Origin of the sequence: Stenotrophomonas sp. DR822, assembly GCF_019793815.1 — a bacterium.
Classification (GTDB): Bacteria; Pseudomonadota; Gammaproteobacteria; order Xanthomonadales; family Xanthomonadaceae; genus Stenotrophomonas; species Stenotrophomonas indicatrix.
On record NZ_CP081826.1, the window covers coordinates 2,844,028 to 2,858,790 of the forward strand.

General features: G+C 66.5%; 8 protein-coding genes and 1 riboswitch. Of the genes, 5 read left to right on the top strand and 3 right to left on the bottom strand.

Translation table 11 applies throughout. The annotated features are described in order from the left end of the window. The first annotated feature begins 125 nt into the window (after nucleotides 1-125). Together K5K93_RS13065 and K5K93_RS13070 are read left to right on the top strand one after the other, a co-directional pair. Nucleotides 126-2,273 (top strand): S46 family peptidase, encoded by a 2,148-nt coding sequence (locus K5K93_RS13065; protein ID WP_222388113.1) that lies wholly within the window; start codon nucleotides 126-128, stop codon nucleotides 2,271-2,273. A 238-nt stretch (nucleotides 2,274-2,511) separates the two neighbouring features. Further along, nucleotides 2,512-5,955, top strand: coding sequence for a PAS domain-containing hybrid sensor histidine kinase/response regulator (locus K5K93_RS13070; protein ID WP_222388114.1), 3,444 nt, complete (start codon nucleotides 2,512-2,514; stop codon nucleotides 5,953-5,955). Nucleotides 5,956-5,994: 39 nt separating this feature from the next. Here the strand turns inward: K5K93_RS13070 and K5K93_RS13075 are convergent, their stop codons facing one another. The 3 genes from K5K93_RS13075 to acs all read right to left on the bottom strand — a co-directional run bounded on the left by K5K93_RS13075 (nucleotide 5,995) and on the right by acs (nucleotide 9,728). Continuing rightward, nucleotides 5,995-6,570 (bottom strand): manganese efflux pump MntP family protein, encoded by a 576-nt coding sequence (locus K5K93_RS13075; RefSeq protein ID WP_032976929.1) that lies wholly within the window; start codon nucleotides 6,568-6,570, stop codon nucleotides 5,995-5,997. Nucleotides 6,571-6,581: 11 nt separating this feature from the next. Continuing rightward, a riboswitch (yybP-ykoY riboswitch) is annotated at nucleotides 6,582-6,749 on the bottom strand. Nucleotides 6,750-7,037: 288 nt separating this feature from the next. Then, nucleotides 7,038-7,703, bottom strand: a complete 666-nt coding sequence (locus K5K93_RS13080) for a response regulator transcription factor (protein ID WP_006477308.1) — start codon at nucleotides 7,701-7,703, stop codon at nucleotides 7,038-7,040. 81 nt (nucleotides 7,704-7,784) lie between these two features. Beyond that, nucleotides 7,785-9,728 (bottom strand): acetate--CoA ligase, encoded by a 1,944-nt coding sequence (gene acs, locus K5K93_RS13085; RefSeq protein WP_222388115.1) that lies wholly within the window; start codon nucleotides 9,726-9,728, stop codon nucleotides 7,785-7,787. Between the two features lie 245 nt (nucleotides 9,729-9,973). On the opposite strand from acs, the gene K5K93_RS13090 reads away from it, so the two are divergent. The 3 genes from K5K93_RS13090 to K5K93_RS13100 all read left to right on the top strand — a co-directional run bounded on the left by K5K93_RS13090 (nucleotide 9,974) and on the right by K5K93_RS13100 (nucleotide 14,708). Further along, complete coding sequence (locus K5K93_RS13090) at nucleotides 9,974-11,395, top strand: DcaP family trimeric outer membrane transporter (RefSeq protein ID WP_025878777.1); 1,422 nt, start codon at nucleotides 9,974-9,976, stop codon at nucleotides 11,393-11,395. Nucleotides 11,396-11,456: 61 nt separating this feature from the next. Then, nucleotides 11,457-13,112 carry an MFS transporter gene (locus K5K93_RS13095; RefSeq protein WP_132823602.1) on the top strand — a complete coding sequence of 552 codons (1,656 nt, stop codon included), beginning with the start codon at nucleotides 11,457-11,459 and terminating at the stop codon, nucleotides 13,110-13,112. Nucleotides 13,113-13,301: 189 nt separating this feature from the next. Then, nucleotides 13,302-14,708, top strand: a complete 1,407-nt coding sequence (locus K5K93_RS13100; protein ID WP_222388116.1) for a coniferyl aldehyde dehydrogenase — start codon at nucleotides 13,302-13,304, stop codon at nucleotides 14,706-14,708. Nucleotides 14,709-14,763: the final 55 nt, after the last annotated feature.

The following is a 14,763-nucleotide window of genomic DNA, read 5'->3' on the forward strand; positions in this document are numbered from 1 at the left end:
CCCGGTTCGGTGGGTTGCCGGCCAGCGGCCGGCCCTACCGTGCACGCATACCCAACCATCGGCCGTTGCCCCATCCGGCCCCAGCAGCTATGGTCCCGGGCTGTTCTGTCGTACCGGATTGCCTCATGTCGCCACGCAAAGCCCTCCCCACTGCCCTGGCCCTGGGCCTGACCCTCGCCGCTGGCGCCCATGCCGACGAAGGCATGTGGATGCCGACGCAGCTGCCGGAGCTGGCCAAGCCGCTGCAGGCGGCTGGCTTCAAGGGCAACCCGGCCGATCTGGCCAACGTGACCGCGCCGCCGCTGAGCGCGGTCGTGCGTGCCGGCGGTGGCACCGGCTCGTTCGTGTCGGCCGATGGCCTGCTGCTGACCAACCACCACGTGGCGATGGGCGTGATCCAGTACAACAGCTCGCCCGAGCACAACTTCATCAACGATGGCTTCATCGCCAAGGGTCGCGCCGACGAGCGTCCGGCCAATCCGGACTTCCGCGTGCTGGTCACCGTCGGCTTCGACAAGGTGACCGACCAGGTGCTGGCACAGGCCAAGGGCAAGACCGGCCGCGCGTACTTCGACGCGGTGGATGCAGCCAGCAAGCAGATCGTGGCCGAGTGCGAGAAGGACGGCAGCGTGCGCTGCTCGGTGGCCAACATGTATTACGGCACCGACTTCTACCGCATCGCCCAGCTTGAGCTGAGCGATGTGCGCCTGGTCTATGCGCCACCGCGCGCGATCGGCAACTACGGCGATGAGATCGACAACTTCATGTGGCCGCGCCACACCGGCGACTTCACCCTGCTGCGTGCCTACGTGGGCAAGGACGGCAAGCCGGCCGCCTACAGCAAGGACAACGTGCCGTACCAGGCACCGGCGCACCTGCAGATGTCGGTGGAAGGCCCGAAGGAGGGCGACTACGCGATGCTGGCCGGTTACCCGGGTATCACCTACCGCCATCGCACCGCCGCCGAATTCGCTGGCCAGATCGATACCGTGCTGCCGCGCCGGGTGTCGGTGTTCCAGCAGATGATCGACACCATCGAAGCGGCCAGTGCCAAGGATGCGCAGGCACGTACCCGTTATGCCTCGCAGTTGCAGTCGCTGAAGAACAACCGCAAGCGCGCCGCCGGTGAGCTGGAAGGGCTGCTGCGCAGCGATGCCAAGGCCCAGCGTGCGGCCGACGAGCAGGCGATGCTGGCCGCCACCGATCGCAAGTACCAGGGCGACATCAAGGCGCTGCTGGCCAACCTGTCGCAGGGTGCGGCGGTGGGTGAGCGCGACCTGCTGCTGGAGCAGATGGCCGGCCAGACCCAGCTGCTGCGCTCGGCACTACTGCTGGAACGCCTGCGCATTGAATCGGCCAAGCCGGACGCGCAGCGCGAGACCGGCTACCAGCAGCGCGACCAGGCGATGATCGAGGGCGTGCTGAAGCAGGTGCAGCGCCGCTATGCACCCGAGGTCGAGAAGGCGCTGCTGACCACCCTGTTGACCCGCTACCAGCAGCTGCCGGATGCGCAGCGCGTGGCTGAGTTCGACACGGCGTTCGGCCGTACCCCGGCACAGCTGGCGCAGGCGCTGGACACGCTGTATGCCGGCACCCAGCTGGGTGACGAAGCGCAGCGCCTGTCCCGCTTCGCCGCTGCCCGCGAAGGCAAGGCGCTGGCCGCCGATCCGCTGATTGCCGTGGCCGGCCCGCTGGTGGCCGCGCAGCTGCGCATCGAAAACGAGAGCAAGACCCGCGAAGGCGAACAGCTGCGCCTGCGCCCGGCCTACATGCAGGCCTTGTTCGCCTGGCGTGCCAAGCAGGGCCGTGCGGTGTACCCGGATGCCAACCGCACCCTGCGCATCAGCTACGGCAAGGTGGAAGCGCTGCACCCGCGTGATGGCGTGACCTATTCGCCGGTGACCACCGTGGCCGGCATCGTCGAAAAGAACACCAACGCCTATCCGTTCGATGCCCCCAAGCCGCTGCTGGCCGCGATTGCCAAGGGTGACTTCGGCAGCACCGCCGACCCCGCGCTGAAGACCCAGACGGTCAATTTCCTGACCAACCTGGACACCACCGGCGGCAACTCCGGCTCGCCGGTGCTCAACGCCAAGGGCGAACTGATCGGCCTGAACTTCGACAGCAACTGGGAGTCGGTCAGTGCCAGCTGGTGGTTCGACCCGCGCTACAAGCGCGCCGTGCACGTGGACATGCGCTACCTGCGCTGGCTGCTGGCCAAGGTCTACCCGGCACCTGAACTGCTGAAGGAAATGGGCGTTCCGGCGGAATAACGCCGGTTCCCGGTAGGCGCCCACGATCTCCCGGCAGGTGCCCACCGTCTTCCGGTAGGTCCCCACTGTTTCCTGGTGGGTGCCCACCTCTTCCTCTGGTGGGTGCCCACCGTTGGTGGGCACGGACGCCCCTGCCACGACCAACGGTCGTGACCCACCTTTGCGACCCCCCGTCGTGACCTACCATCACGATCAACGGTCGTGATCTACTGGCCCCTCCTCCGACGGAAACACGCGCTTGGTCTCCAGCTGGATCCTGCTGCTGGTCTCGGTTGCCTACGCTGCGCTGCTGTTCGGCGTGGCGTGGTGGGGCGACCGTCGCCCGATGTACCCGGACCGGCCGTGGCTGCGGCCGGTCGTCTACAGCCTGGCGCTGGCGGTGTACTGCTCGTCGTGGACCTTCTACGGCGCAGTCGGTACCGCCGTGCGCAATGGCGTGGGCTACCTGCCCATCTACATCGGCCCGTTGCTGCTGCTGCTGTTCGGCTGGCGCATCATCGAGCGCCTGGCGCTGATCGCGCGCAGCCAGAACGTGGTCTCCATCGCTGATTTCATTTCCTCGCGCTTCGGCCGCTCGCGGCGGCTGGCGGCGCTGGTGGCGATCATCGCGCTGATCGGCATCATTCCCTACCTTGCCCTGCAGTACAAAGCGGTGGCGATGAGCCTGCAGGTACTGACCGGCAACACCGGCCCGACCGGGTTCTTCAGTGATCCAGCCCTGTACGTGGCGTTGCTGATGGCGCTGTTCGCCACCCTGTTCGGTACCCGCCAGGTGGACGCCACCGAACACCACCACGGCATGATGCTGGCCATCGCGCTGGAGTCGGTGATCAAGCTGGTGGCGATGGTGGCGGTGGGCGTGTTCGCCTATGTCTGGCTCAGCGACCGCAACGAGGCGGTGGTGGAGTCGGTGCATACGCTGTTCACCGGGCTTCCGCCGGTGGGTTTCATTTCGCAGACGCTGCTCAGTTTCCTGGCCATCATCTGCCTGCCGCGCCAGTTCCATGTGGCGGTGGTGGAGTGCGGCGATGTGCGCGACGTGCGCCGCGCGCGCTGGATGTTCGGCGGCTACCTGGTGCTGATCTCGGCGATGGTGCTGCCGATCGCCACGGCCGGCATCAGCCTGTTCGGTACCGGAAGCGACGTGGCCGACGACTCGATGGTGCTGGCGTTGCCGCTGGCGGAGGGTCGCAACGCGCTGGCACTGATCGCCTATATCGGCGGGTTCTCTGCCGCCACCGGCATGGTCATCGTGTCCTCGATCGCGTTGGCGACGATGGTCAGCAACGATCTGGTGATGCCGGTGCTGCTGCGTCGCAGTGGCGACCACCAGGAAGCGGCCGATGTCGCTTCGCGGGTGCTGTGGATCCGCCGGCTGGCGATCCTGCTGCTGGCACTGATGGCCTACAGCTACTACCGCAGCAGCAGCAACGACAGCACGCTGGCCTCGTACGGACTGATGGCGTTCGCCGCGGTGGCGCAGTTCGCGCCGGGCCTGATCGGTGGCCTGTACTGGCGCGGCGCCAGCCGTCGTGGCGTCGAGACCGGCATGCTGCTCGGCTTCGCCACCTGGCTGTACACCCTGCTGCTGCCGGCGATGACCATGGCCGGCTGGATGGATGCAGGCTGGGTGCAGCATGGTCCGTTCGGCATCGATTGGCTGCGGCCGCAACAGCTGTTCGGCATGACCGGCTGGGACCCGCTGACCCATGGCACGTTCTGGTCGCTGCTGGTCAACGCGGCAACGATGATGCTGGTATCGGCGCGTTGGCGTCCGGGCGTGGATGAGCGTCTGCGCGCTGCGCCCTTCCTCGATCCCTATGCCGAGCGGCCTTCAGTGGCCGGTGGTTGGCCCGGCCACGTGCACGTGGGCGACCTGCTGGCACTTGCCTCGCGCGTGGTCGGCGAGCGCCATGCGCGGCGCTCGTTCTTCGAACAGGCACAGTCGCTGGGGCGCGAGCTGCAGTCCTCGGCACCGGCAGACCGTCCGTGGGTGCAGTTCACCGAGCGCCTGCTGGCCGCATCGATCGGGGCGGCGTCCGCGCGCCTGCTGCTGACCAGCCTGCTGCGCGGTTCGGGCATGGATCTGGGCGAAGTGGTGGCGGTGCTGGACGAAGCCGGGCAGGAGCTGCGCTTCAACCGTGAGATCCTGTCGACCACCCTGGAAAACATCAGCGCCGGCGTCAGCGTGGTCGACCCGGACATGCGCCTGACCGCATGGAACCGGCGCTACCAGGACATGTTCGGCTACCCCGACGGCATGCTTTACGTCGGCCGCCCGGTGGCGGACCTGATCCGCTACAACGCCGAGCGTGGCGAACTCGGCGAGGGTGACATCGAAGTGCAGATCAATCGGCGCATCGGCTACATGCGCGCCGGTTCGCCGCACGTGTTCGAGCGCACCCGCAGCGATGGCAAGGTGATCGAAATGCGTGGGCAGGCACTGCCCGGCGGCGGCTACGTCACCAGCTACAACGACATCACCGACTACAAGCACGCCGAACGGGCGCTGCTGGAAGCCAACGAAACACTGGAACAGCGCGTGGCCGAGCGCTCGCACGAAGCGGAAGTCGCGCAGCAGTCCAAGACCCGCTTCCTGGCCGCGATCAGCCATGACGTGCTGCAGCCGTTGAATGCGGCGCGGCTGTTCGCTTCGGCGCTGCGCGACAGCGACCATGTCAGTGACGAGCAGCGGCACCTGGCCGAACGCGTGGATGCGTCGCTGCGTGCGGCCGAAGAGCTGCTGGATGGGCTGCTGGACGTGTCGCGGCTGGATGCCGGTGGCCTGCATCCGGTGATCGGCGAATTCGATGTCAGTGCGTTGATGCGTGAGCTGGCCGCGCAGTACACGCCGGTTGCGGCCGGACGTGGGCTGCGGCTGGATCTGTTCGCGCGTACCACCTGGGTGCGCAGTGATCGCCGCCTGCTGCGCCGCGTGCTGCAGAACTTCCTGGCCAATGCGCTGCGCTACACGCGGCAGGGGCGCATCGTGCTGGCCGTACGCCAGCGCGGCGACGAAGTGGAGCTGCAGGTGTGGGATACCGGCCCCGGCATTCCCGAACACCACATGCGACAGATCTTCGATGAGTTCCACCGCTACCAGCAGCCGTTCGACTGGGGCGAGCAGGGCCTGGGGCTGGGCCTGTCGATCTGCCAGCGCATCTCGCGCCTGCTTGACCATCGCTTGAATGCCCGCAGCCGGGTTGGCAGTGGATCGATGTTCTCGATCATCCTGCCGCGGGTAGCGCCGTTGCCGGGATATACCGAAGCGCTCACCGTGGCGCAGGCCGCACCGCCGATCCGCAGCGATTCGCTGGCCGGCCTGCGCGTGCTGTGCGTGGACAACGACGAGGAGATCCTTGATGGCATGCGCGCGCTGCTGGGGCGCTGGCAGGTGCAGGTGATCACCGCATCGACGGTGGACCAGGCGTTGCAGAAGATCGCCGAGCGTCCGCAGGTGATGCTGGTGGACTACCACCTGCACGATCGCATGGATGGCCTGGATGCACTGGTGGCACTGCGCGAGGCGGCGGGCTATCCATTGCCCGGTGCGCTGCTTACCGCCGATGGCCGCGATGAACTGAAGCGGATGGCACGCGAGCGCGGCTATCGCCTGTTGACCAAGCCGATCAAGCCAGCCTCGCTGCGGGCATTCCTGGGCGCGTTGCGCGACGCCCGGTAGTGCCGGCCGCTGGCCGGCAACCTCGCAATCGCCGGCAGGTTACGCCACGCCGTGCAGGTGTTCGTACAGGATCGTCGCACCGATGATCACCAGGATCACGCCACCGATGATTTCGGCGCGCTTGCCGACCATGCTGCCGAGTGCGCGGCCGAGCATGATGCCGGCGGTGACCATGGTCAGCGTGCACAGGCCGATGACCGCAGCCATCACGCCGATATGCACGTCCATGAAGGCCAGGCCGATGCCCACTGCCATCGCGTCGATGCTGGTGGCGAAGCCGGTCAGTGCCAGCTTCCAGAAGCCGTGATGCTGCGACGGATCCTCATCGTCCTCGCCGCTGTCAGGGCGCAGGCCGTTGTAGATCATGTGGATGCCCAGTGCGCCGAGCAGGCCGAAGGCGATCCAGTGGTCGAAGGCTTCGACGTACTGCAGGGCGGCACGACCGAGCAGCCAGCCGATGATGGGCGTGATCGCCTCGATGACGCCGAAGATGATGCCGGCGCGCAGCGCATCACGGAACACCGGCCTGCGCATGGCGGCACCCTTGCCGATCGCCGCGGCGAAGGCATCGGTGGACATGGCAAAGCCGATCAGGAGGATCGAAACAGGAGACATGGGCGGCAGCAGAAGGTCGGGCAAGGACGGACGCACGGCTCGCGCTCGCGCCCAACCTGACGTTGCGCGCGCGGGCCGCTGGTCTCGCCAACCATCATGGTTGTCCACGCCACGGCGCACTGGCCGAGTATGTTGACGTGGACGATTCCTGCGTAGGAATCCGGCTACTCCCCAAGGGGACGCGAAGCTTAGCACCGTGATCTGCGCGTGGCGCATTTCCTGCGAAACGCGCAGGCAGGGCTGGTTTGTATAGCGATGGCTATACCACGGGCGATACGGTAGCGCCGGGCCACGCCCGGCGAGCGCAGCGGGTAGTGCCGGCCGCTGGCCGGCACACGCAACGGCGACAGCGTGCCAAGCAAGCGTGGCACCTACCAAAGCAGTTTCCGGTAGCGCCGGGCCACGCCCGGCGAGCGCAGCGGTGACACAGGTACAGGCGAGTGCCGGCCAGCGGCCGGCACGAACCCTCAATCCTCTTCCGGCGGCAGCACGATGGCGTCGTCGTCGATCGCCAGCTTGCCGGCCATCAGCACGGCCTGGGTGCGGTTGGTCACGCCCAGCTTGCGCAGGATCGCGGTCACGTGCGCCTTGATCGTCGCTTCGGAGACGTTGAGGTCGTAGGCGATCTGCTTGTTCAAGCGGCCAGCGCCCAGCATCTGCAGCACGCGGAACTGCTGCGGGGTCAGCTCGCGCAGGCGCTGGCCGACTTCGCGTTCTTCGCTGCCGGTGGGCGGCACGTTGTGTGCTTCCGGCGGCGCCCAGGTCTCGCCATCGAGGATGGTGCCAAGTGCATGGCCGATGGTGTCCGAGTCGGCGGATTTCGGAATGAAGCCCAGCGCGCCATGGTCGAGTGCACGGCGCATCACCGTGGCTTCTTCGCGTGCGGAAACCACCACCACCGGCAGGTGCGGATGCAGCGAGCGCATGTGCACCAGTGCGTTGAAACCCTGTGCGCCGGGCATGTTGAGATCCATCAGGACCAGGTCGGCGTCGTTGTGCTGGTCAGCCAACGCATACAGCGCCTCGACGCTGTCGGCCTCGAACAGTTGAACGCCCGGAATGACCCGCTGCACGGCACCCCGCAGGGCTTCGCGGAACAACGGATGGTCATCGGCAATCAGGAGGGTGGTCATGGTCGGGGGGAACCGTGGGGGGAAAGCAGATGGGGTCAGAGCCCTTTCCTTGCGGAAAGGGATCCGACCCCGGGTCGTACGTCAGCGCACCTTGCGCTCGTCCACCAGCGACGCCACGACCGACGGATCGGCCAGGGTCGAGGTGTCGCCAAGCTGGTCCGGTGCATTCTCGGCGATCTTGCGCAGGATACGGCGCATGATCTTGCCCGAACGGGTTTTCGGCAGGCCCGGCGCCCACTGCAGGTGGTCGGGCGTGGCGATCGGCCCGATCTCCTTGCGCACCCAGGCGACCAGCTCCTTCTGCAGCTCGTCGCTGGGCGCTTCTTCGGCCACCAGGGTGACGTAGGCATAGATACCCTGGCCCTTCACGTCGTGCGGGAAGCCGACCACGGCGGCTTCGGCCACCTTCGGGTGCGAGACCAGCGCGCTTTCCACTTCGGCGGTGCCGATGCGGTGGCCGGACACGTTGATCACATCATCCACGCGGCCGGTGATCCAGTAGTAGCCGTCTTCGTCACGGCGGCAGCCGTCACCAGTGAAGTAGTTGCCCGGGTAGGTGCGGAAGTAGGTGTCGATGAATCGCTGGTGGTCGCCGTACACCGTGCGCATCTGGCCCGGCCAGGAGTCACGGATGATCAGGTTGCCTTCGGTCGGGCCGTCCTTGATCTCGCCATCGGCATTGACCAGGGCCGGCTGCACGCCGAAGAAGGGCAGGGTGGCCGAACCCGGTTTCAGATCCATCGCACCGGCCAGCGGCGAGATCAGGATGCCGCCGGTCTCGGTCTGCCACCAGGTATCGACGATCGGGCAACGGCTGTCGCCGACCACGTCGTAGTACCAGCGCCAGGCTTCGGGATTGATCGGTTCGCCGACGCTGCCAAGCAGGCGCAGCGAGGCGCGCGAGGTCTTCTTCACCGGCTCCTCGCCTTCGCGCATCAGCGCACGGATGGCGGTGGGGGCGGTGTAGAAGATCGACACTTTGTGCTTGTCGATCACGTTCCAGAAGCGCGAGGTGTCCGGGTAGTTCGGCACGCCTTCGAACATCAGCGAGGTCGCGCCGTTGGCCAGCGGGCCGTACACGATGTAGCTGTGGCCGGTGACCCAACCGACGTCGGCGGTGCACCAGTAGATGTCGTCCTCGCGCAGGTCGAACACCGCTTCATGGGTGTAGGCCGCGTACAGCAGGTAGCCGGCGGTGGTGTGCAGTACGCCCTTCGGCTTGCCGGTGGAACCGGAGGTGTAGAGGATGAACAGCGGATCCTCGGCGTTCATCGGTTCCGGCTCGCAGCTGGCCGGCTGGCTGTCGACCACATCATGGAACCAGCGGTCGCGCGGGGCCTGCATGTCCACCGCACCGCCGGTGTGGCGCACCACCAGCACGGTTTCCACGGTATTGGTGCCGGGCAGCTTCAGCGCCGCATCGACGTTGGCCTTCAGCGGAATCTTCCGGCCACCGCGCAGGCCTTCGTCGGCGGTGATGATCAGCTTGCTCTGGCAGTCGCTGACACGGTCGGCGATCGAATTCGGGGCGAAGCCACCAAACACCACCGAGTGGATCGCACCGATGCGCGCGCAGGCCAGCATGGCCACGGCAGCGTCGACGATCATCGGCAGGTAGATGGTGACCCGGTCGCCCTTCTTGACGCCCAGGTTGCGCAGCGCGTTGCCGAGACGGCAGGTGCGCTCGTACAGCTCGCGATAGGTCACGTGCTGGGCCGGCGCGTCCGGGCTGTCCGGCTCGAACAGCAGGGCCGTCTTGTCGCCGCGCTTTTCCAGCTGGCGGTCCAGGCAGTTCACGCTGGCGTTGAGCTCGCCATCTTCGAACCACTTGATGTGGAAGTCGGACAGGTCGTAGCTGACGTTCTTGATCTTCGTCGGCTTGCGCGACCAGTCCAGCCGCTCGGCGGCCTTGCCCCAGAACGCATCCGGATCGGACACCGAGGCCTGGTACTGCTGTTCATAGGTGTTCTTGTCGATACGCGCCTTGGCGGCGAACTGCGGATCGACAGGGTAGAGATCAGCCATGGCACCCTCACTTGCACGTTGACTTTGTGTGTGCAGCCGCAGCATTGCAGCAGCCGTTCCCCCTCAGTTTGCCCCATCCACCCCCGGTCGCGTCATCACTTCGGTTAGACCTTGGTCGAAAGTCGGGCCCCTGCAGGCCCGGGTTCGACCAATGGCCAATAGCCGGTGCGTGCAAACGCCCCGCAGTCTCGGCTCGACCGTGCCCCACGCGCGGCATCACCTTGCCACTTGGGAGAGAGGGCAACATGAGCCACCGTACGTTGAAAGCCGTGCGCACACCTTTGGCGGCCTGCCTGTTGGTCGCCCTGGTCGCACCGGGCATGGCGTTCGCCGAGACCGCCAAAGAGAAGGCACTGGAGTCACGCGTCGCCGAACTGGAGCGGCAGGTGCAGGCGCTGCTGGCGTCGCAGCAGCAGCAACAGACCCAGATCGTGCAGACCCAGCAGGCGGTCACCGACGTCCGCACGCTGCAGGCCGAACAGAAGCCGGCGGTGCCTGCGGGCAAGCAGCCGATCCAGGTCACCACCATCACCCCCGGCGCGGCGCCGGGCACCACGGTCAAGATCGGCGGTTTCATCAAGGCCGATTTCCTGGCCACCCAGACCAGCGATGGCCAACTGGCCGACGACGCCACCGGCCGCTCGCTGTACCTGCCCGGGCAGACCCCGGTGGAAGGCGCCGGCGGCAGCGGCAAGCGCTCGGACGTGGACTACAACGCCCACGCCAAGTTCTCGCGCTTCAACCTGGGCATCGACAACGTCAGCGAGTCGGGCAACAAGGCCGGCGCGTTCTTCGAGATGGATTTCTTCGGCAACTCGCTGGGCAACCAGACCGCCACCAACACCTATGGCGTGACCCTGCGCCATGCGTACATGTACTGGAACAACTGGATGGCCGGCCAGACCTGGTCGAACTTCATGGATGCGGCGTCGTTGCCGGAAGCGGTCGACTTCGTCGGTCCCACCGATGGCGTGATCTTCGTGCGCCAGGCGCAGGTGCGCTACACCCAGGGCGGCTTCAGCGTCGCGCTGGAGAATCCGGAAACGACCACCCTCACCGGTACGCGCAATCCGGTCACCGGCGCCTGGACCAATGCCAGCGCCAATTCCGATCGCGGCAGCCTGCCGGACCTGACCCTGCGTTATGGCTGGAAGGGTGACTGGGGCACGTTCGGCGTTGGCGGTATCGTCCGTCAGCTGAAGGTCGACAACCAGGCCACCGGCGCAAAGGCCGACAAGGTGGCCGGTGGCCTGACCCTGGGCGGCAAGTGGGTGATGGGTGACAGCGATTCGCTGCACTACCAGTTCACCGGTGGCGAGGGCATCGCCCGTTACATCGGCCTGGGCATCACCGCCGATTCGGCCTATGACGTGGCCCGTGACGAGCTCAACCCGACCGGTGTGATCGCCGGCTATGTCGGTTGGCGCCATGCGTTCTCGCCGAAGCTGCGCACCAACCTGATCTATGCGCGCAGCGACTACGACAACGACAGCATCCTCGGCCCGCTGGTGACCAAGAGCGTGCAGAGCATCCGCGGCAACATCTTCTACTCGCCACTGCCCAAGGTCGATGTCGGTGCCGAGCTGATGTATGGCAAGCGCGAGATCGAGAACGGCAACAAGGGCGATATCACCCGTCTGCAGTTCACTACGAAGTACAGCTTCTGACCGAGTGCCGACCAACGGTCGGCACCCACCAACAACGATTGCTTCGGAGGGGAAGCGTCCCATGTCCACAACACCTGCGCCGGCGAAAGCCCAACTAACCCAGGGACACAAGAAGGTCATCTTCGCGTCCAGCCTGGGCACCGTTTTCGAGTGGTACGACTTCTTCCTGTACGGCTCGCTTGCCGCGATCATCGCCAAGCAGTTCTTCAGTGGCGTCAATGAAACCACGGGCATGATCTTCGCCCTGCTGGCCTTTGCGGCCGGCTTCTTCGTGCGCCCGTTCGGTGCGGCCTTCTTCGGCAGCCTCGGCGATCGCATCGGCCGCAAGTACACCTTCCTGGTGACCATCCTGATCATGGGCATCTCGACCTTCCTGGTCGGCGTGCTGCCCAACTACGCCTCGATCGGCTTCGCCGCGCCGGTGATCCTGATCATCCTGCGCCTGGCCCAGGGCCTGGCCATGGGCGGCGAGTACGGTGGTGCGGCGACCTACGTGGCCGAGCACGCGCCGGACGACAAGCGTGGCCTGTACACCAGCTTCATCCAGTGCACGGCCACGCTCGGCCTGTTCATGTCGCTGCTGATCATCCTGGCCTGCCGCTACTTCCTCGGCAACGAAGCGTTCGAAGCCTGGGGCTGGCGCATTCCGTTCCTGGTCTCGATCGTGCTGCTGGGCGTGTCGGTGTGGATCCGCCTGCAGCTGAGCGAGTCGCCGCTGTTCCAGCAGATGAAGTCGGAGGGCAAGGGTTCCAAGACGCCGTTCCGTGACAGCCTGAAGGGCGGCAACCTGAAGCTGATGCTGCTGGTGCTGCTCGGCGCCGCAGCGGGCCAGGCGGTGGTCTGGTATGGCGGCCAGTTCTACGCGCTGTTCTTCCTCAGCAGCATGCTGAAGGTCGATGCCACCACCTCCTACCTGCTGATCGCCGCCGCGCTGGCGCTGGGCGTGCCGTTCTTCATCTTCTTCGGCTGGCTGTCCGACCGTATCGGCCGCAAGAAGATCATCCTGGCCGGCTGCCTGCTGGCCGCCGTCACCTACATCCCGATCTTCAAGGGCCTGACCCACTTCGCCAACCCGGCCATCGAAGAAGCCCGCAGCAGTTCGCCGGCGCTGGTCGTGGCCGACCCGACCACCTGCTCCTTCCAGTTCGATCCGGTGGGCCTGCGCAAGTTCACCAGCTCCTGTGACGTGGCTACCGCCGCGCTGACCAAGGCCGGTGTGCCGTATGACGTGCAGCCGGCCGCTGCTGGTTCGCTGGCGATGGTCAACGTGGGCAGCGCCAGCGTCACCTCGTACGAGGCCGCCGGCCTGACCAAGGAAGAAGGCAAGGCCAAGGCCGATGCATTCGGTGCCGAGCTGAAGACCGCGCTGACCGGCGCTGGTTATCCCGCCAAGGCTGATGGTTCGCGCATCAACTACGCCGGCACGATCCTGATGCTGTGGCTGCTGGTGCTGTACGTGACCATGGTCTACGGTCCGATCGCCGCCTACCTGGTCGAACTGTTCCCGACCCGCATCCGCTACACCTCGATGTCGCTGCCGTACCACATCGGCAACGGCTGGTTCGGTGGCTTCCTGCCGGCGATCTCCTTCGCGCTGGTGGCCGGTACCGGCAACCTGTACTACGGGTTGTGGTACCCGATCATCATCGCGCTGATGTCGGTGGTGATTGGCGGCCTGTTCCTGCGCGAGACGAAGAACGTGGACATCACCAAGTAACCGGCGTGCCGACCAACGGTCGGCACCCACCGGGTTCCAGGGGCCGTGGTGCAGACCACGGCCTTTCTTTTTCTGGTAGTGCCGGCCGCTGGCCGGCAACTGCACGATGCCTGCCGAAGTTCCATGAGATTGCCGGCCAGCGGCCGGCACTACCGGTTGTCTCACGCACGTACGCCGTATAGTCGCGGAATGACCGCCTCAGCCGCCGACCTCCCCGCCGTTCTGCATATCCTGCGTACTGCCTGGCAGACCCAGCGGCCCACGCTCGACCAGCGCGAAGCCGACCTGCGCCGCCTGCGCGCGGCGTTGAAGGACCGCATGGACGAAATGGCCCAGGCCATCGCCGAAGACTTTGGCCACCGCGCCCACGTGGAATCGAAACTGGCCGATGGCATGAGCGTGCTGTCGGCCATCGATCACCTGCGCCGCCACCTGCGACGCTGGTCGAAGCCGCGTCGTGCATCGGCGGGCTGGAAGCTATGGCCGGCGCGCGCGCAGCTGCGGCCGATGCCGCTGGGCGTGGTCGGGGTGATCTCGCCGTGGAATTATCCGGTCACGCTGGCGTTGGTGCCGCTGGCCACCGCGATTGCCGCTGGCAACCATGTGCTGTTGAAGCCTTCGGAGCACACCCCGTGCACCAGCGCGTTCCTGGCCGATCTGCTGGCCAGCGTGTTCCCGCCCGATCGCGTGGCGGTGGTGCAGGGTGGGGCGGACGTGGCTGCGGCGGTGTCTTCGCTACCGCTGGACCACCTCGTGTTTACCGGTTCCACCGCGGTCGGCCGCAAGGTGATGGCGGCGGCGGCGGAGCATCTGGTACCGCTGACGCTGGAACTGGGCGGCAAGTCGCCGGCGATCGTCTGCCGCGATTTTCCGTTGGACAAAGCCGCCGCGCGGTTGGCCACCGGCAAGTGGTTCAACGCCGGACAGACCTGCATCGCGCCGGATTACGTGCTGATCGACAGCGTGCGCCAGCGTGAGTTCGTGCAGGCGCTGCAGCAGCAGGTGCGCGAGCGCTACGGTGATTTCAGCGATGCCGACGACTACACGCGGATCATCAACGACGGCCAGTACCGGCGCCTGCAGGGCTATCTGGCGCAGGCCCGCGAACGCGGGGTGCCGGTGATTCCGCTGGCGCGGGTGGATGACGCGCGTGCCGATCGCGAGCGGCTGCTGGTGCCGACCGTGGTGCTGGACCCGCCGGATGACCTGGACCTGATGCGCGATGAGATCTTCGGCCCGATCCTGCCGGTGCGTGCCTATCCGGACCTGGATGCGGCGTTGGCCGACATCGTGGCCCGCGACCGGCCGCTGGCGTTGTATCCCTTCAGCCACGACACGGCCACGGTGGAGCGCATCCTCGGCCAGGTGCTGGCCGGCGGGGTCACGGTCAACGACACGCTGCTGCACTTCGCCGCCGATGGCTTGCCGTTTGGTGGGGTGGGCGCCAGTGGCATGGGGGCGTACCACGGGCGGGCCGGGTTTGATGCGATGAGCAAGCTGTTGCCGGTGCTGTGGCAGTCGCGCTGGGCGGCCAGTGACCGGCTGCGGCCGCCGTATTCGAAGATTGCGGGGTTGTTGAAACTGCTGCTGCGGTGAATCCAGGCAGGGCGTGCACCAGTGGTAGTGCCGTCCGCTGGCCGGCAGGTGCAGG